Here is a 17705-nt window from a genome sequence, read left to right on the forward strand (position 1 = left end):
CCCCACCATTGAGCGCAGCTTAAAGTACGATCAATGGTGGGGCTTCATTGCCAAAATATGTAATTTAAAAACGGTAGAGCGAGTTCAAAAAAGAGTCAATAAGATTTTAGAAAAACTTGTCCAACCAATTTTAATAAAATAAATCAGTCACTTAAATGAAAATTGAGCAAGCTAAAGCCAGCGTGGAAAGACCATCGTCACGCACATTCCATCGGGCAATTGTTCAAATTGCAGCTCACCCCCATGGCCCCGCACCACTGAATTTGTGATGGTCAAACCAAGGCCTGTGCCCTTGGTCAATTTGGCATTTTCACCCCGCACAAATGGCTCCACCAATCGCTCCGGCACGTCAAAACTGGCATGTGAACCATAGTCGATAACTTGAATAGTCACCTGATCTGATGTGGCGCTGAGATGTACCTCAGCCTTGTCACCATATTTGATAGCATTGTCGATCAGATTGGTCAGCGCCCTGCGCAGCGCATTCGGCTTGCACCGACACAGCACACGCTGGTGATCGCGCAACAGCAATTTGGTGCCTTCACTCGTTTGCGAGAATACGCTGCCCGCCCGATCCATATTGACCATATCCGCTGCAACGAATTGCACCGGCTCGCCAATATCCTGATAATCATCCACCAGCGCCTCAACCAAAGAGCGCAGAGAAATTTTCTTCGGCTTTTCCTGATCCATCTCATGCCGCGTATAGCTGAGTACGCCATCGATCATATCGGTCATTTGATCGATATCACGGTCGAGCTTCTCGCGTAAAACATCGTCCTCAATCAGTGCCGTGCGCAGTTTTAACCGCGTGGCAGGTGTGCCCAAATCATGGGAAATACCGGACATTAGAAGCGCGCGTTGCTCCAGCCGTTCATGCTCATTTTTGAAAAACTCGTTCACAGCTGCCGTGAGCCGCCTCACCTCCGAAACGCCGCGCTCCGGTATTTGCTCAATCAAACCACTGCGGGCGGCTTTTGAAATTTGCTGCGCCAACCGATCCAGCATCAACGAAAATCCATTGGCCACGCTGAACAAAATACCGATCACCAAAGTGCCCAACAGCAGGGCCAACAACCGATAGTCTGGCGGTCGCGCGGTGCAGGCCCAAATGTGCGGCGCTTGCGCTTTCAACCATCGCTGATCATCCAGCGCCACAAACAAGGTAGCATCAGAACACAGCCGGGCAATTTCGCGCGAAATTTCACCAAACTGATAAGCCAATCCCCGCCCCTCGGGGTTTTGCACCGCTGAGATCGCATATCTTATCTCTGGTGAAAAAATGCGAACGCTCAACCGCTCGCTGCTGGTCGGTGCACGCTCGCCCGATTGCCGCAGCGAGAAGCTGGTTTCGTAAACAGCGCGACTGGGCAGATCAAAAGTCAACTGCTCAACGCCATTACGCATCTGACGCTTGGGGATCACCACATCTGCATCAAAATCTGTTTGCGGCAATGCCTTTTCTGGACTCGCACGCAATTCCGACACCAAACCATAAAGCGCAACGCCCGCGTTAAACCCATTGTCTAAATGGGCACGCCACGCACTGTTTGAGCTTTCCCACAAAATGGCGGCGGCCAGCCCGGCGACAAAGGCAAAAACCATCATCACAAACGAAATGGATGTCGCCGACAATGCGCGCAAAGAGCCAGATTGCGGCGACTTATCATTCATGACGCTCAACCGCGCAACAAAGTTGATACCCCGTGCCCCGCATGGTTTTGATCAGCTTAGGGGCCTTGGCATTTTGCTCAATTTTTTGCCGCAAACGCCCCACCAAAACATCAATCGCGCGGCTCTGCTGCGCATCCAATTTATCCTGCGGTGCGTCCTCGCCCGTGAGCACACTCGAAATCTCCTCACGAGTCAGCGGGATCTGCGGATTGGCCAAAAACGCCTTGAGCAAAGCGGTCTCCCGTTTCGACAAAATGGTTTCCACGCCTTCTTGATCAACAAGTTCTTCCCGGTCGCCATGAAAGGTCCATTTGCCGAAATGATAAGTGCCAATATCACGCCGATAACTCAATGAGCTAGCCCGCTGGGTACGCCGAAACACGGCTTTCACCCGCGCCAGCAAAAGACCTGGGTTGAAGGGCTTAGCAATATAGTCGTCACCGCCAACTTGATAACCGGTGAGCCGATGATGGTCAGCCGAAAGGGCGGACAAGAAGATAATCGGCACCGCATTTTCAGCCCGCAACTTTTGGCAAACATCAAAGCCGGATTCCTCCCCCAACATCACGTCGAGAAAGATCAGATCCACGCGCTGCTGCCCCACCTTTATCAAGGCGGTGGCCGTATCATGCGCGATCTCCACCGCATAACCTTCACGGGTCAAATATTGCTTGAGCATGACGCCCACATCCGGGTCATCATCCACAACCAATATACGCCGAATTGTCATACATCCCCCCAAATGACAAAATGCATTTATCCACATTGAACACATGCGTGGCACATTGTGGGTAACAAATTGTAACAAGCAAAGCCGCCATGTAACAACATGTAACAAAGGGCACAAAAAACTTCGCCTCAAATGGAACAGCATGCGGGATTCATCTTGTGAATCGACGCAATCCATTTGCAACTGGTTCAGCCCGAACCGCAAAGGGGCGGTCTCGGGTTCAGCAAATTTTTGCGGGAGGAATATGACAATGAAAAAGATGCTTATGGTCTCAAGCGCATTGGCGCTTGGCTTGGCAACAACAGCTGCCAAAGCCGAACCTCAAGCTGAAGTGTTGCACTGGTGGACTTCTGGCGGTGAAGCCGCAGCGGTTAAAGTGCTAATGGAAGAATTTAACGCCAATGGCGGCACATGGACAGACATGCCAGTTGCTGGCGGCGGCGGTGACGCAGCCATGACCGCATTGCGTGCACGCGTGCTTTCTGGCAACGCGCCAACAGCAGTGCAGCTTAAAGGCCCATCCATTCAAGAATGGTATGAAGAAGGCGCATTGGGCAACATTCAAGATGTTGCTGACGCTGAAAACTGGGACGAATTGTTGCCTGAAGCCATTCAATATCACCTAAAGTGTGATGGCGATTATTGCGCAGCTCCAGTGAACATCCACCGGATTGACTGGATTTGGGCAAACGCAAGCATTTTGGAAGATGCAGGCATTGAGCCACCAAAATCTTGGGACGAGTTCAACGCTGCTGCGGAAAAACTGCAAGGCATGGGCATTTTGCCATTGGCACATGGTGGCCAAGCTTGGCAGGACGCAACTTTGTTTGAAGCCGTTGTAGCTGGCCTTGGCGGCACAGAGTTCTACAAAAAAGCTTTGATTGATCTCGACATGGATACACTCAAGTCCGACAAAATGGTTGAAGTGTTCGATCAGATGCGCGTTTTGCGTGGCTATGTAGACGACAATTTCTCAGGTCGCGACTGGAACTTGGCAACGGCCATGGTGATCAATGGCGAAGCCGCATTCCAAATCATGGGTGACTGGGCCAAAGGCGAATTCATCGCGGCTGGCAAAGAGCCAGGCAAAGACTTCTATTGCTCTTCACCAACAGGCGGTGGCTACCTTTACAACGTAGATAGCTTTGCATTCTTCAACGTCGATGGCGATGACCGTCAAGCTGGTCAAAAACTATTGGCCAAACTCACCATGGGTAAGAACTTCCAAAAAGTGTTCAACTTGAACAAGGGCTCAATCCCTGCCCGTTTGGACGTTTCAATGGACGAGTTTGACAGCTGTGGCGTTCAGTCCAACAAAGATTTGGGCACAGCCATCGAGCAAAATGCTCTATTGCCAAGCTATGCCCACGGCATGGCGTTGCGCGGTGCACAAGCAGGTGCCGTGACCGATGTGGTGACAGCTCACTTCAACTCAGACATGAGCTCTCAAGAAGCTGTTGAGCAATTGGCACAAGCCGTTGCCGCTTCTCAATAATCTTCCACTAAACCGCATCCACGCCTTTATTGGCGTGGGTGCCTTGGAGCACCCCAATGACCGATTGGCTTGAAAAACATGTCCCAAAGCTGGTGCTTGCCCCCAGCTTGGTTGCCATATTCGTGTTCGTCTATGGCTTTATCGGGTGGACAGCTTATGTCTCATTCACCAAATCGCGCCTTTTGCCGAAATACGATCTTGTTGGCACCATTCAATATGAAAAATTAGCCGCAAGCCCGCGTTGGGAAGTGGCACTTACCAACCTTGCTATTTTTGGCATCCTATTCATTCTGTTCGCCACGGTGATTGGCCTGATCCTCGCCATTATGCTGGATCAAAAAATCCGCACAGAAGGCCCATTGCGCACAATTTATCTTTACCCAATGGCCCTGAGCTTCATCGTAACCGGCACCGCCTGGAAATGGATTTTGAACCCGGGCTTGGGCATTGAATCCGTATTCCGCGACCTAGGTTTTGAGAACTTTAGCTTCGATTGGCTGGTCAACCCAGATTTAGCGATTTACACCGTTGTGATCGCCGGGGTTTGGCAATCATCAGGCTTTGTGATGGCTCTATTTTTGGCTGGCTTGCGCTCCGTAGACGGCGAAATAATTCGCGCTGCAATGGTGGATGGCATTTCAACGCCACGCATCTATATGAGCATCATCATTCCATCCATGGCGCCGATCTTTTTGTCGTCCTTTATCGTCTTGTCTCACCTGGCCATCAAAAGCTTCGACCTTGTGATCGCGCTAACGGGGGGCGGTCCGGGCTATTCGACTGACCTGCCAGCAACCTTTATGTACGCCATGGCATTCTCGCGCGGCGACATTGGCCAAGCGGCCTCAAGCGCCACCGTGATGATGATGATCGTTACCGCGATTATCGTGCCTTACCTCTATTCAGAACTGAGGCCACGCCATGACTGATTTGCACATGAACGACACCCATATGGACGATCGGGCAAATCGCAATCGCCTTATGAAACGCATTGCTTTGCGCTTCGGGCTTTACACCTTGCTCATCCTGTTCGCGCTTTATTATTTGATGCCGCTTTTTGTGATGGTGGTGACCTCACTTAAAAGCTTGGACGAAATCCGCACCGGTTCCTTGTTGTCGCTGCCACGCGAAATTGATTTCTCATCGTGGGGCAAAGCATGGTCCAGCGCTTGTACTGGCATTCAATGTGAAGGCTTGCGCCCTTACTTCTGGAACTCCGTTTTGTTGTCCATTCCGGCAGTTGCCATTTCGACCCTACTGGGCGCGATCAATGGCTATGTGTTGGCCCAATGGCGCTTTAAAGGCTCTAACATTCTGTTCGCCTTGATGCTGTTTGGCTGCTTTATCCCGTTCCAAGTTGTGCTGTTGCCGATGGCGCTTACTCTTGGTGCGCTGAAAATTGCAGGCAGCATTCCCGGTTTGATGTTGGTGCATATTGTCTATGGCATTGGGTTCACCACGCTGTTTTTCCGCAACTTCTATGTCACCATTCCCACCGAATTGGTGAAAGCGGCAAAAGTGGATGGCGCTGGATTCTTCCGCATTTTCTTTGCGATCTTCTTGCCCGTATCACCGCCAATTATCGTGGTGACCATTATCTGGCAATTCACCCAAATCTGGAATGACTTCCTGTTTGGCGTGTCTTTCAGCCAGGCCGGCACACAACCCATCACCGTTGCATTGAACAACATCGTCAACGCCACCACAGGGGTGAAGGAATATAATGTGGACATGGCTGCCGCCATCATCGCCGCATTGCCAACCCTTCTCGTCTATGTGGTTGCAGGTAAATATTTTATTCGCGGCCTAACCGCCGGCTCTGTGAAGGGATAATCCCATGTCCAACGCTATGAGAAAAGAAATGACATCCCCCCAAAAGGCAGAGCACATTCTGTCGGTTGAAAATTTGGACAAAAGCTTCGGCGCTGTCAAAATCCTCAAAGACATCAATGTGGCCATCGAGCCGGGTGATTTTTTGGTTCTGGTTGGCCCATCAGGTTGCGGCAAATCCACATTGCTTAACTGCATTGCCGGGTTGGAAAAATCCACTGGCGGCGAAATCAAGATCGGTGGCCGCTCCATGAATGGCGTGTCACCTAAAGATCGCGACATCGCCATGGTGTTCCAATCTTACGCGCTTTACCCAACCATGACCGTGGGCAAAAATATCACCTTCGGCATGAAGGTGCGCGGCGTGCCAGAAGCTGAGCAGCAACGCAAACTCAATGAAGTGGCCAAGCTGTTGCAGATTGACCATTTGCTGGACCGCAAACCCTCTCAGCTTTCCGGCGGTCAACGCCAACGCGTGGCCATGGGCCGGGCCTTGGTGCGCGATCCGCAACTGTTCTTGTTCGACGAACCATTGTCGAACCTAGACGCGAAATTGCGGGTTGAAATGCGCACTGAGATCAAGCGTTTGCACCAAACTCTTGGCGCATCCATCGTTTATGTAACCCACGACCAGATTGAAGCCATGACTTTGGCCACCAAAATTGTGGTGATGAAAGATGGCATTATTCAACAGGCAGGCACACCGAACGAAATCTACAACCAGCCAGCCAATATGTTTGTTGCTGACTTTATGGGCTCGCCATCAATGAACTTGATCCCCGCTCAACTAGAAGCGGTGGATGAGAAAACCAAAATCTCGATCAACCGTACTGACATGGCCGGTATTGAGCTAATGATGGATCGCAAAATTGAAGGTCTTGCAGGTGGCAGCAAATCGGTGATTTTGGGCCTGCGTCCCGAAAACATCTCTGATGCTTCTGGCCAGAATGCCAAAGATGGCCAAGTGGCTGAATGTCGTGTGGATGTGGTGGAACCTGCCGGGTCTGACACATTCGTGGTGACCAATCTCGGCGGCAAGCAAGTCACCGCCCGTATGAATGCCGATGTGCAAATCATGGCAGGCGACATGGCCAATTTCGCCTTTGACCTTTCAAAAGCATCAATCTTTGAACCTGAATCCGGTGCCCGCATCGCATAATTTGCGTGCACCACCCACTTCCTTCCTCGCCGGGTGCTATTTGTTTAGCCCCGGCATTTTTTTATCCACGCGCAGCGGCGAGATTGACAAAAATGGGCAGGATCAAAATCAACAGTGAAATACGGAAAAGGTGATGCAACGCCACAAAGGCTGGATCAAACCCTAGCGCCAAACCAATCGCCGCCATCGCTTCAACACCGCCGGGCGCATAGGCCACCCAGATTTGCGCGATGGGCAAGCCCAGTAAAGCACTGGCTAAAATCGCGAACATAGCCGACACCAGCGCAGCAACGGCCACACTGGCAAAGGCAGCGCCGAGATTTTTGACCAAATCCACCCGAGCAATATTGGCAAACCGAGCGCCACTTGCGGCGCCCACCAAAGCGAAGCCGACAAATATGATTGCAAAGGGTGGCAAACCGTGGGCCCACTCGCCGATATGCGCAATGGCACTGACAGCCATACCACCCAATAAGAACGGCGCAGGCAAATTCAATCGACCAAATACAAATGCCAGCAAGACTCCAAGCACGGTGAGTATGGCCAAAACATCCCAACCAAATACCTGCCCGCCAGCAGCACCTGCACCACCCTCAGCCCCCATAAAGCTAACCAAAAGCGGCAAAAACGCCGCCAGCATCAATAGCCGCATGGACTGGAGGCAAATCACCGTGGTGCTGTCCCCCTTCCCCTCTGCCGCCATAGCCAACGCCAAAGAAAGCGTGCCCGGCGCGCTGGACAAAAGTGCGGTAGATGAAGATTGCTTCCAAAACCGCGCCAATATCCAAGAGCTCGCCAACATGGACAGGACAATAGAAATGCTCAGCAAGCCCAAGCTCACCGCGAACTGCTGCGCATCATTGATCATATCTGCGGTAAAGCCCGAACCAAGCGAAAGGCCGATCACCAAAAGCCCAACATTGCGCAACTGCTCTGGCACAGACATTTTTTGACCTGCCCAGCTAATAATCGCTGTGGCCAGCATGGCCCCCAGCAAGGGAGCAGCGGGCAAATTCAGCGCATAAGCAATGGCCGATCCGGCCAAGCCGATAAGCAGCGATTTAGCGATCAAAATGGCTTTTGAAAATCGGGTAGATTGCGACAAGGCGGCCCCCAAAATATAGAAATGGTGCACAACTCATATCAGATTTGTTTGCCATGAAACTGACCTGTAGCTGACACTAAGCTGACTCAGCACAAAAACACTTGGTCTATCGCAAGAGCCGCGTATGATAATTGCATGCGTATATTGGTGGTTGAAGACAATCAAGATTTAGCAGAAACAATTGTAGAGCGACTGCAAGATGAAGGTCATGTTGTCGATCTGGAAACCAATGGCGAAGTGGCCGATTTACTGCTGAAACACGCCCAGTTTGACCTCGTTATTCTTGACGTGAACCTGCCTGACAAGTCCGGTTTTGAGATTTTGAAATCCATGCGCGCTGGCAAAGTCAACATCCCCGTATTGGTGCTCACGGCCCGTTCCCAGATCGAAGATCGTGTGCTTGGCTTGGATGCTGGCGCTGACGATTTTATGGTCAAGCCCTTTGATTTTCGCGAACTAGGCGCCCGCGTGCGCGTGCTTGGCCGACGCAGCGCAGGCACCGCTGTGAACGAATTCGTCGCTGATAATTTTACCTTCGACCGGTTGGGTCGCCGTGGCTACGTAAATGGCAAAGATATGGACCTCAAAAATAAAGAGGTTCAACTCATGGAAATCTTCCTCAGCCATTTGGGCAGTGTGCTCAGCAAAGAAGATGTGGCCGACAAGCTATACACCTATGATGAAGCACCGAGCTTGAATGCTGTGGAACAACATGTAACCCGCCTGAGAAAAAAGCTTGAAGGCACGCCGCTCATCATCAAAACTGTGCGTGGGCTTGGCTATATGGTTTATATTGATGAAAACTAAGAACCGCGGGCATTATTCTCTACGCCGCCGCTTGATGACGGCCATGGGCGTCGGCTTTGCGCTTTTGTTGGTAATCATCTCTATCTTTCTGATCGGCTTCACCCGCAATGCAGCCAATAAAAGCTATGACCTGTTGTTGGCAGGTGCGGCCCTTTCCATCTTAGAAAAAGTGTCTTACGCCGACGATGAAATCACCATCGATCTGCCACACTCTGCGCTAGATATCCTCAGCCTCGCACCGCAAGATCGGGTGTTTTACAGCCTGACCACTCAAGATGGCGACCTGCTGACTGGCGACAAAAACCTGGCCAGGCTTCATTTGGAAGAGCAAGGCAATGCCCCAGCTTTTGGCGATGAAATGTTTATGGATGCCCGCGTGCGCGTTGTGCAGCAAAGCCGAAACATTATCACACCAGACGCCCGCCGCTGGGTGACCATTACCATCGCCCAAACCACCATCGCGCGCGATGCCCATGCCTTTTCACTATTCATTGCGGGTCTGACCGGCGTTGCCATTATCTCGCTGATTGGCCTCGGTTTTGTGTGGCTCGCCATTGGCAAGGCCTTGCAACCTTTGGCCAAAATTGAAAGTAACCTTTCCAAACGCGAGCCCACAGACCTCACCGAGCTGAGCCTACAACCGCCGCGCGAAGTGGTGGGGCTGATCAATGCCATCAACGGCTTTATGGCAAGGTTGGAACAAGCGCGCCAACAAAGCGAAGCCTTTATGGCCGATGTGGCCCACCAAACCCGCACTTCGCTTTCCGCCTTGCAAGGGCATCTCACCTTGGCGGCGGATGCGAAAGACCAAACGCAAATGCGCCGCCGTCTGAACCGCGCCGCAGATCAAGCTGGCCGCGCCACGCGGCTCACCAATCAATTGCTGTCCCACGCCATGGTGATCCACCGGGCAGAAAACCAAGCCATGACCGCGTTTGATATTAAAAAGCTGGTGCGCGATTTGATCAGCGACATGTTGCGCGACACCAGCCTGCGCAAGATCAATCTCACCTTAGACGATGAGGCCATCAGCGCTGACAAGGCGCTGATTGTGGGCGATCAAATTTCAATCAATGAAGCCCTGAAAAATTTGATTGAGAATGCAATTCGCCACGGGCCAGAAAAGAATTCAATCACCTTGCGGCTCACTCGCCCAAACCAAGATCAAATTGCCATCGAGGTGGAAGATGAAGGGCCAGGCATTCCGATTGAGCATAGGGAGGCCGTGTTGGAACGTTTCAAATCACTCGACATGTCGGGCAATGGCTCTGGTCTCGGCCTCGCCATCGTGAAAGAAGTCGCTGACGCGCATAAAGCTAAGCTGCAATTGCGCAATGGCGCCAAAGGCGGTTTATTGGCGCGGCTAACCTTTGAGGCGCAAAAAATCGCCACTGTGCTTCTGTTCGCCCTATTCGGCTTGTTTGGCCTTGCCCAACCAGATTCAGCTTATGCCGATCCGCGCACATTGGAAATTTGGGGGGCGACAGACAAATCCGCTTTCCAACCCGTTGTCGACGCCTTCATGGCAGCCAATCCCGGCGTGCAAGTGGAATATACCGAAATTCTGACGGTCGATCTTTATCAACGCGTGCTCAACAAAGACCCTGCAACACCGGATATTGTGATGAGCTCCGCCATGGATTTGCAGGTCGATCTCGTCAATAAGGGCTTTGCACAAGCCATGCCCGCACACGTGCTGCCCAATCTGCAATCATGGGCAGCTTGGCGTTCCGAATTGTTCGGCTACACGTTCGAGCCTGCGGCCGTGATCTATCACAAGCCAACATTTAACGGCATCGATCTGCCGGAAACCCACGCAGAAATGGCCAACTTCATTCGCGACAATGAAGATCAGCTGCGTGGCAAAATTGGTTATTATGACATCAGAACATCTGGTGCGGGCTATTTGCTCGCCACGCAAGAGGCGCGGCTATCCCAACAATTCTTCCGTATCGCGGAAAGTCTCGGTCGTGCAGGCGTGCGCGTTTTTTGCTGCACCGGCACCATGATAGACGCCACAGCGAGCGGCGAGTTGAAGATGAGCATCAATGTTATCGGCTCTTATGCCCTGAACGCTGTTAGCGACAAACCGAATTTGGGCGTGCACTTTTTCGATGATTTCAACCCCGTCATGTCCCGCACAGTGTTCGTGACAAAGGCCGCGGATAACCGCGAATGGGCGCGGAATTTTGTGCAATTTTTGCTTTCAGACGCCGGGCAATCGGTGATCTCGGAAAAATCAGGCTTGTTGCCGATTTCGGAAACCTATTTGCGCACCAACGAGGCCAGCGCTGAAAATGTCTTGTCCATCGATTCCGGGCGTTTTGTGCCAATACGATTGTCTATCGGGCTGTTGACCTATCTCGACCAGATGAAGCGCGAAAAGTTCTTGGAAAGCTGGCAGGAAGCCGTGCAAGACATCAATTAGCGGCAAGCATCTACAAATGCGGAGAAAACAGCATTTCCCGGATGGTCCTGCGTGCAAAACTTCTCTTGATGCCATTGCAAACCAACGGCAAATTTTTGGCCCGGCAATTCAATTGCTTCAATGATGCCATCAGTTGCACGTGCACTGATCGACACATTGTCAGGACATGACACCAACGCCTCGCGGTGCAAACTATTCACGTTGAACGTGGATGCACCTGTAATCTGGGCCAGTTTTGTGCCGGGCTCAATATTGACTGCATGTGCCAAATCCGGCCCATCATGACGATCAACTTTTTCAGTTTTTACAAGATCGGGCGTCATCTTGGCCCCACGAATACACGCCAGCAACTGCATCCCCGCGCAAATGCCAAACACAGGCTTATCCGCAGCGAGAAAATCTTCCACCAATTGACGTTCCGTTTCCAGCCGATCGCTGGCAGGCGAATTTGAGGTCCAATCTTGCGCATAAAAATCATCAGGATAGACAAACCGCCCGCCGGGGCAAAGCAAGCCGTCAAATTCATTCACCGCCCCTGCCAGCAGCGCCGGTGTGAAAAACAGGCCAAATGGCTGCCCGCCCGCACGTACAATTGCCTCGACATAGTTTTTGCCCAACTCATAACGCGAACCACCATCGCTGGTATTTTCATCTAACAAGATCGCAATTTTCGGTGTCATTATTAGCCCCTACCCATATCAACACATGTGCAATTTTCTTGCGCAAAGTCAGCCCCTGTGGCACCAGATGAGCCTATGAAAAAATCAGATTTTGCAATCATTGGCGGTGGTCCTGCAGGTTTGGCAGCAGCAGAACTTTTAGGCCAACATGGCCATAAAGTCACCATTTATGAAGCCATGCCCACCCCTGCCCGCAAATTTTTGATGGCTGGCAAATCTGGTCTAAACCTCACCCACAATGAGGATTTTGAGAGGTTCAAAACCCGATACGGCCATGCACGACCTCACCTTGAGCACGCGCTTGACGACTTGATGCCGCTCGATATTCGCCGCTGGGCCAACGAGTTGGGCGCGGACACATTTGTCGGCTCGTCGGGGCGTGTGTTCCCAAAAGTGATGAAAGCATCGCCGCTGTTGCGCAATTGGCTAAAGCGATTGGAACAACTTGCTGTCACGCTGAAAACCCGGCATCGCTGGCAGGGCTTTGACGGCGAACAATTGCTGTTTCAAACACCCGAAGGCCCTGTCACCGCAAAGCACGATGCCACCATCCTCGCGCTCGGCGGCATCTCTTGGCCACGCCTGGGCGGCAATGGAGATTGGATCGAACACCTCAAGTCCCTAAGCGTCGAGATCACCCCTTTCCAACCTGCCAATTGCGGGTTTGAAGTCAATTGGAGTGACTATTTCAAAGAAAAATTTGCGGGAGAGCCGATCAAATCCGTCAGCGCCACCAGCGACTTAGGCACCAACAAGGGCGAGTTCGTTATCTCAAAACACGGTGTTGAAGGCAGCTTGATTTATCATCACAGCGCCGCGCTGCGTGACGAGATAAACAATAAGGGGCAAGCCACATTGGCGTTAGATTTGGTGCCAGACCAATCTATCGACAAACTCTCCGCAAAGCTGGAAAAGCAAAACCGCAAGCAGAGTTTTTCCAATCTGCTGCGTAAAGGCGCTAAACTAACAGGGGCTAAAGCTGCTCTCTTACGCGAAGTGACCCCCGAGGCGAACAAATTGGATAGCATCGAGTTGGCCAAACTGATCAAGGCGCTCCCACTGAAGCTGGCCGCCACTCGCCCCATTAAAGATGCCATCTCCAGCGCGGGCGGCGTAAAATGGTCGGAAGTTGATCAGAATTATATGCTGAAAAAACGTTCGGGCCTGTTTGTGGCGGGTGAAATGTTGGATTGGGAAGCGCCAACGGGTGGCTATCTGCTCACCGCATGTTTCGCCACCGGGCGCGCAGCGGCATATGGCGTCTTAAAATGGTCTATTCAGACATAAACCGCTTTTGCATCTCTGCTTCTTGCAAAGACATCAAGGTTTGCGCTGTGGCCATATGATCGCCCATAATTTGGTGCGCGGCCTTCGCATCGCCATCGCGCAATGCCTGCACCAAATGCACTTGATAATCCCGACCTTTTTGCCAAAGCTCCACATTGGGCGGGTTGTACAATTTGCGGTAAACCGTCAAATCGGCAAGCATGTTGGTCATAAAATCGATAAGAAAAGCCAAGAGCTTATTCTTGGACTGCGTCGCCAATAATGCGTGGAACCGCAAGGACGCAATATGCTGTTCTCGCTCTTCATCAGCGGTTTGCGCAGGTTCTGGATATGAAGCGATGTTCTCTTCCAATTGATCCAAAAACTCATCGGACAATTTGCCAGCAAGCGAAGCGGCAAGCTGCGGTTCCAGCGTGCAACGCAACTCATAAATGTCAGCAATGGTGAGGTCTTTGAAATAGAAATAATTGCCCAAAAGCGCCCGCGCCCGCTGTTTGGACACTTCGTGTACAAAGCTGCCGCCGCCCGGTCCGGTGCGCGTACGCACCAACCCTTGCGCCTCCAAAATGCGCATCGCCTCGCGAATGGTGCCCTTGGCCATGCCAAACTGCTCGATCATCTCTGGCTCGCTGGGCAAGCGGTCTCCCGCCTTCAATCCCTTTTCAACCACCCAATCTTTGATGGCCTCGGCAACACGAACCGGACGGCTCAGCCGTGGTTCATCCTTTGATCGGGTTGTGACAAGCGGCAAAGTGGTCGTCTCCCATTTCAATTAGCGCCGGGTCAGTTGTTTCGCAAATGTCAGTAGCATATATACACCGCTTGGCAAACGGGCAGCCTGTTGGTGGGTTCAACGGATCGGGCAATTCATCCGCTTTTTGCTTCGGTGCTTCCAGCGCTCGGCCAACCACTGGTGCACTATCCGCCAGCAATTTGGTGTAGGGATGTTTGGCGTTTTTGAAGATCGCGTCCGCCGGGCCAACTTCCACAATAGCACCAAAGTAGAGCACCATCACCCGATCACTCACCGCTTCCACAACAGCCAAATCATGGCTGATGAACAAATAGGTGAGGCCAAACTCTTTCTTCAAATCCGCCAGCAAATTGAGCACCTGCGCTTGCACCGACACGTCCAACGCCGAAACGGGTTCATCCAAAATTAAAATTCGCGCAGCGGCAGCCAACGCCCGAGCAATGCCAATACGTTGTGCCTGTCCGCCTGAAAATTCATGCGGATAACGCGACAGAAATTCTTCCCGCAAATTCACCGACGCAAAAATCTCGCTGATGCGCTTATTGCGTTCAGCTTTGCTCATGCCATGCAGGCGTTTGAGCGGCGTTTCCATGATCTCACGAATGGTCTTGCGCGGATTGAGGCTCGAAATCGGGTCTTGAAACACATATTGGATCATCTGGCCAAATTCGCGTGGGCTGGCTTTGTCCTGCACCTTCCCCTCAATCTGAATTTCACCTTCACTGGGCGGCAACAGCCCCACCAGCATCCGCGCCAAGGTAGACTTGCCACACCCGCTTTCACCAACAATGCCCAAGGTTTCTCCATCGCGCACATCAAAGCTCATGCCGCGCACGGCTTTCACGCCTTGCCCTTTGGTGAAAAGGGATTTGCCAACCTCAAATGTCTTGGTGAGGTTTTTCACTTCGAGTGCGTTCATGATGTCACCTCGGTTTGGCTGACCTTATCGGGAAATAAGCACCGCACAGCTCGATCACCATTGGCATCCAGTGTGATCTCACCCTGCTTACACACCTCCTGCGCAAATTCGCAACGCGGCGCAAAGGCACAACCTTGCGGCAATCGATCCACAGCAGGTGGCAAACCGGGAATGGCATGCAATTCACGCTTACCGCCACCCAACTCCGGCACACAGGCCATCAGCTTTTTGGTGTAAGGATGTTGCGGATCATCAAGAATTGGAGCCGTTGGCCCCTCTTCCACAATACGCCCCGCATACATAACCGCCACCCGGTCACACAATTGCGCCACCACGCCAAAATCGTGGGTGATAAACACAATCGCCAAATCTCGCTCACGCCGCAATTCATCCAACAAGGTGAGAATTTGCGCCTGCACGGTCACATCCAGCGCTGTGGTCGGCTCATCGGCGATGATCACATCTGGCTCATTGGCCAAAGCCATTGCGATCGACACACGCTGGCGCATGCCGCCCGACATCTCATGCGGATAATTATCCACCCGCCGTGCCGCATTGGGAATGCGCACCGCTTCGAGCAATTCAACCGCCCGCGCCCGCGCTTCTTTCTCCGGCATTTTGCGATGCGCCTGCATCGCTTCAATCAATTGATCGCCCACTTTATAGAGCGGGTGCAATGTTGAGAGCGGATCTTGGAAAATGTAAGCCACACGATCACCGCGAAGTTCCCGCAATTGGTCATATGACGCACCAACCAGATCATTGCCCTGAAAGCTCACCGCACCGCCAACAATCTTGCCCGGTGGTGAGGCCACCAACCCCATCACCGACAAAGCCGTTACCGATTTGCCTGACCCGGATTCACCAATAATGCCGAGGCATTCGCCCTTGTTGACCTTCAGCGACACACCGCCGACCGCTTTATAGGTCCGATCCCCCACATGAAATTCAGTGCGCAAATCTTGCAGCGCCAGCAAATCATCACTAGGCGCAGGCGGTGTTGTGTCTCGCTCCACAATGGTCGCAGGCAATGGCCGGGACAATGCACCAGATTTCAATCGCGGATCAATCGCGTCGCGCACGCCATCACCCAGCAGATTGATCGACATCACAATCAAGAAGATCATGATGCCGGGCACAATCGAAGTATGTGGCGAGGTGATTAGTGCAGCACGTGCTTCGCCCAACATTGAGCCCAAATCAGCTTGTGGAGGCTGTGAGCCTAAGCCCAAGAAAGACAGGCCCGCCGTTTCCAAAATCATCCACCCAACCGTGGTGGACATGGCAATCACGATAACGGGCAGCACGTTGGGCAAAATTTCAAACAGAATAATCTGCAGATTGCTCATGCCGCTCAATCGCGCCGCATCCACAAATTCTTTATTAGCCAACCCCACCGTTACCCCGCGTATGTTCCGCGCAAAAAACGGGATATTGACCGCCGCGACAGCGAAAAGCGCATTGACCAGCCCCGGCCCCAATGCCGCAACGATGGCCAGCGCCAAAAGGATGTATGGGAACGCCATCAGCATATCAACAAGGCGCATGATGATATTGTCGGTGCGCCCACCCATAAAGCCCGCCACAATGCCAATCGTGGAACCGATAAACGCTGCGATCAGCGCCGCTGCGGCACCCACCGCAAGCGACAAGCGTGTGCCCCACATCAAGCGGGAAAACAAGTCACGCCCCAAATGATCGGTGCCCAACAAATGTCCGTCGGAAAAAGGCGGCAAAAACCGATCCGCTGTCGCTGTGATATTTGGATTTGGCAACGGCAAGATTGGCGTGAGCACGGCCAACAGCAGAGTAAAGCTAAGCGTAACAGCACCTAGTGCAGCCAGACGATTTCGAAATAAAAGTTTGAGAAACTGGATCATGATTTGATCCTCGGATCGAGAAGAGACTGGGCCACATCAACAATAATGTTGAACAGCACATAACAGGCGGCAACGAACACAACGCCACCTTGCACCAGCAAAATGTCGCGTTTCAAAATCGCGTCCACCAACATGCGGCCAATGCCCGGCCATTGGAAAACCATTTCAATGTAAACCGCGCCAGACAACACAAAACCTGCCTGAATGCCCAGCACGGGAATGATGGTGACCATCGCCGATTTTAACGCATGGCCAAGCACCACCTTGCGTTCATTAACGCCCTTAGCGCGTGCCGTGCGGATATAGTCCTGCCGCAATACTTCAAGCATGGCTGAGCGCGACATACGCGCCACCACACCTGTGGCCACAGCTGCCAATGCGATTGCTGGCATAACGAGGTGATTGAGCAAATCTGGTAAGTCGCCGCCGCCATAAATGGCATACATGCCCGACACGGGGAACCAGCGTAGTCTCACTGCAAAAACTAAAATCATCACCATGCCTAAAAAGAAGGATGGAATGGAAATACCGATCAACACGGTGAAGGTGATGGCTTTGTCGGCCCAACCATATTGGCGCGCAGCAGAAATAACGCCTGCCAAAATGCCGAATAAGGCGCAAAGCACAAAGCTGGTGCCTGCCAAAATCAAGGTCGCGTTAAACCGCTCTAGAATTTCATCCAAAACAGGACGATTGAGAGAATAGGAGCGCCCAAAATCACCAGTGAGCATATTGCCCAGCCAAATAAAATAGCGCTGAAACAGGGGAGCATCTAAGCCAAGGTCTTTGTTGATCTTCGCTACATTTTCAGGCGTTGCATAAGCGCCCAAAATAGCCGTTGCCGGATCGCCTGGGATCATCGCCATGATCAGAAAAACAATCAGCGTGATGCCAAACAAAACCGGAATGGCGGAGATCAGCCTTTTCAGAATATAGGCAGCCATTTTCCTCCCCTTT

At 52.2% G+C, this 17705-nt stretch carries 15 protein-coding genes; 7 read left to right on the plus strand and 8 right to left on the minus strand.

The features are described 5' to 3' along the window. Positions 1–171: 171 nt before the first annotated feature. Both ATL17_RS05490 and ATL17_RS05495 read right to left on the minus strand, forming a co-directional pair. A complete protein-coding gene (locus ATL17_RS05490) occupies positions 172–1674 on the minus strand; it encodes an ATP-binding protein (protein WP_133571751.1) in 1503 nt (500 codons plus the stop codon). Next, positions 1667–2404 carry a response regulator transcription factor gene (locus ATL17_RS05495; protein WP_133571752.1) on the minus strand — a complete coding sequence of 246 codons (738 nt, stop codon included), beginning with the start codon at positions 2402–2404 and terminating at the stop codon, positions 1667–1669. The genes ATL17_RS05490 and ATL17_RS05495 overlap by 8 nt, the downstream gene beginning before the upstream one ends. Positions 2405–2654: 250 nt before the next feature. Between ATL17_RS05495 and ATL17_RS05500 the strand changes: the two genes are divergently transcribed. From ATL17_RS05500 to ATL17_RS05515, 4 genes are read left to right on the plus strand one after another with little or no spacing between them, the layout of a single operon-like run. After that, on the plus strand, positions 2655–3899 hold the full coding sequence (locus ATL17_RS05500) for an ABC transporter substrate-binding protein (protein ID WP_133571753.1): 1245 nt from the start codon (positions 2655–2657) through the stop codon (positions 3897–3899). A 56-nt stretch (positions 3900–3955) separates the two neighbouring features. Beyond that, positions 3956–4828 carry a carbohydrate ABC transporter permease gene (locus ATL17_RS05505; RefSeq protein ID WP_133571754.1) on the plus strand — a complete coding sequence of 291 codons (873 nt, stop codon included), beginning with the start codon at positions 3956–3958 and terminating at the stop codon, positions 4826–4828. Between the two features lie 52 nt (positions 4829–4880). Continuing rightward, a complete protein-coding gene (locus ATL17_RS05510) occupies positions 4881–5732 on the plus strand; it encodes a carbohydrate ABC transporter permease (RefSeq protein ID WP_246028654.1) in 852 nt (283 codons plus the stop codon). 28 nt (positions 5733–5760) lie between these two features. Beyond that, positions 5761–6888 carry an ABC transporter ATP-binding protein gene (locus ATL17_RS05515; RefSeq protein WP_133571755.1) on the plus strand — a complete coding sequence of 376 codons (1128 nt, stop codon included), beginning with the start codon at positions 5761–5763 and terminating at the stop codon, positions 6886–6888. 61 nt (positions 6889–6949) lie between these two features. Here the strand turns inward: ATL17_RS05515 and ATL17_RS05520 are convergent, their stop codons facing one another. After that, the gene (locus ATL17_RS05520; RefSeq protein ID WP_166638905.1) at positions 6950–7993 is read right to left on the minus strand and encodes an AbrB family transcriptional regulator; all 1044 of its coding nucleotides are present in this window, start codon (positions 7991–7993) and stop codon (positions 6950–6952) included. Positions 7994–8128: 135 nt separating this feature from the next. Here ATL17_RS05520 and ATL17_RS05525 point away from each other — a divergent pair, with 135 nt between their 5' ends. Beyond that, positions 8129–8800 carry a response regulator transcription factor gene (locus ATL17_RS05525; protein WP_133571757.1) on the plus strand — a complete coding sequence of 224 codons (672 nt, stop codon included), beginning with the start codon at positions 8129–8131 and terminating at the stop codon, positions 8798–8800. Next, the gene (locus ATL17_RS05530; RefSeq protein ID WP_133571758.1) at positions 8790–11228 is read left to right on the plus strand and encodes a sensor histidine kinase; all 2439 of its coding nucleotides are present in this window, start codon (positions 8790–8792) and stop codon (positions 11226–11228) included. The genes ATL17_RS05525 and ATL17_RS05530 overlap by 11 nt, the downstream gene beginning before the upstream one ends. On the opposite strand, the gene ATL17_RS05535 is transcribed toward ATL17_RS05530, so the two are convergent. Continuing rightward, the gene (locus tag ATL17_RS05535) at positions 11225–11908 is read right to left on the minus strand and encodes a gamma-glutamyl-gamma-aminobutyrate hydrolase family protein (protein WP_246028630.1); all 684 of its coding nucleotides are present in this window, start codon (positions 11906–11908) and stop codon (positions 11225–11227) included. The two genes, ATL17_RS05530 and ATL17_RS05535, sit on opposite strands and share 4 nt — an antisense overlap. A 75-nt stretch (positions 11909–11983) precedes the next feature. Between ATL17_RS05535 and ATL17_RS05540 the strand changes: the two genes are divergently transcribed. Beyond that, positions 11984–13195: a TIGR03862 family flavoprotein gene (locus ATL17_RS05540; protein WP_133571760.1), complete on the plus strand. Its 1212-nt coding sequence runs from the start codon at positions 11984–11986 to the stop codon at positions 13193–13195. Here the strand turns inward: ATL17_RS05540 and ATL17_RS05545 are convergent. Genes ATL17_RS05545 through ATL17_RS05560 form a run of 4 tightly spaced genes read right to left on the minus strand, consistent with a single transcriptional unit; the run spans position 13182 to position 17692 of the window. Continuing rightward, complete coding sequence (locus tag ATL17_RS05545; protein WP_133571761.1) at positions 13182–13946, minus strand: FadR/GntR family transcriptional regulator; 765 nt, start codon at positions 13944–13946, stop codon at positions 13182–13184. The genes ATL17_RS05540 and ATL17_RS05545 overlap by 14 nt on opposite strands. Then, the gene (locus ATL17_RS05550; RefSeq protein WP_208111115.1) at positions 13915–14868 is read right to left on the minus strand and encodes an ABC transporter ATP-binding protein; all 954 of its coding nucleotides are present in this window, start codon (positions 14866–14868) and stop codon (positions 13915–13917) included. The genes ATL17_RS05545 and ATL17_RS05550 overlap by 32 nt, the downstream gene beginning before the upstream one ends. Continuing rightward, a complete protein-coding gene (locus ATL17_RS05555; protein WP_208111116.1) occupies positions 14865–16748 on the minus strand; it encodes a dipeptide/oligopeptide/nickel ABC transporter permease/ATP-binding protein in 1884 nt (627 codons plus the stop codon). Before ATL17_RS05555 ends, ATL17_RS05550 begins: the two co-directional genes overlap by 4 nt. Beyond that, a complete protein-coding gene (locus ATL17_RS05560; RefSeq protein ID WP_133571763.1) occupies positions 16745–17692 on the minus strand; it encodes an ABC transporter permease in 948 nt (315 codons plus the stop codon). Before ATL17_RS05560 ends, ATL17_RS05555 begins: the two co-directional genes overlap by 4 nt. Positions 17693–17705: the final 13 nt, after the last annotated feature.

Source organism: Maritalea mobilis (assembly GCF_004363175.1).
Classification (GTDB): Bacteria; Pseudomonadota; Alphaproteobacteria; order Rhizobiales; family Devosiaceae; genus Maritalea; species Maritalea mobilis.

Bases quoted from the DNA above. Each gene is read 5' to 3' on its own strand.
- ATL17_RS05500 (WP_133571753.1), top strand. From the start codon at position 2,655: ATGAAAAAGATGCTTATGGTCTCAAGCGCATTGGCGCTTGGCTTGGCA.
- ATL17_RS05555 (WP_208111116.1), bottom strand. From the start codon at position 16,748: ATGATCCAGTTTCTCAAACTTTTATTTCGAAATCGTCTGGCTGCACTA.
- ATL17_RS05560 (WP_133571763.1), bottom strand. From the start codon at position 17,692: ATGGCTGCCTATATTCTGAAAAGGCTGATCTCCGCCATTCCGGTTTTG.
- ATL17_RS05495 (WP_133571752.1), bottom strand. From the start codon at position 2,404: ATGACAATTCGGCGTATATTGGTTGTGGATGATGACCCGGATGTGGGC.
- ATL17_RS05490 (WP_133571751.1), bottom strand. From the start codon at position 1,674: ATGAATGATAAGTCGCCGCAATCTGGCTCTTTGCGCGCATTGTCGGCG.
- ATL17_RS05550 (WP_208111115.1), bottom strand. From the start codon at position 14,868: ATGAACGCACTCGAAGTGAAAAACCTCACCAAGACATTTGAGGTTGGC.
- ATL17_RS05515 (WP_133571755.1), top strand. From the start codon at position 5,761: ATGACATCCCCCCAAAAGGCAGAGCACATTCTGTCGGTTGAAAATTTG.
- ATL17_RS05505 (WP_133571754.1), top strand. From the start codon at position 3,956: ATGACCGATTGGCTTGAAAAACATGTCCCAAAGCTGGTGCTTGCCCCC.
- ATL17_RS05530 (WP_133571758.1), top strand. From the start codon at position 8,790: ATGAAAACTAAGAACCGCGGGCATTATTCTCTACGCCGCCGCTTGATG.
- ATL17_RS05510 (WP_246028654.1), top strand. From the start codon at position 4,881: ATGAAACGCATTGCTTTGCGCTTCGGGCTTTACACCTTGCTCATCCTG.
- ATL17_RS05525 (WP_133571757.1), top strand. From the start codon at position 8,129: ATGCGTATATTGGTGGTTGAAGACAATCAAGATTTAGCAGAAACAATT.
- ATL17_RS05540 (WP_133571760.1), top strand. From the start codon at position 11,984: ATGAAAAAATCAGATTTTGCAATCATTGGCGGTGGTCCTGCAGGTTTG.
- ATL17_RS05535 (WP_246028630.1), bottom strand. From the start codon at position 11,908: ATGACACCGAAAATTGCGATCTTGTTAGATGAAAATACCAGCGATGGT.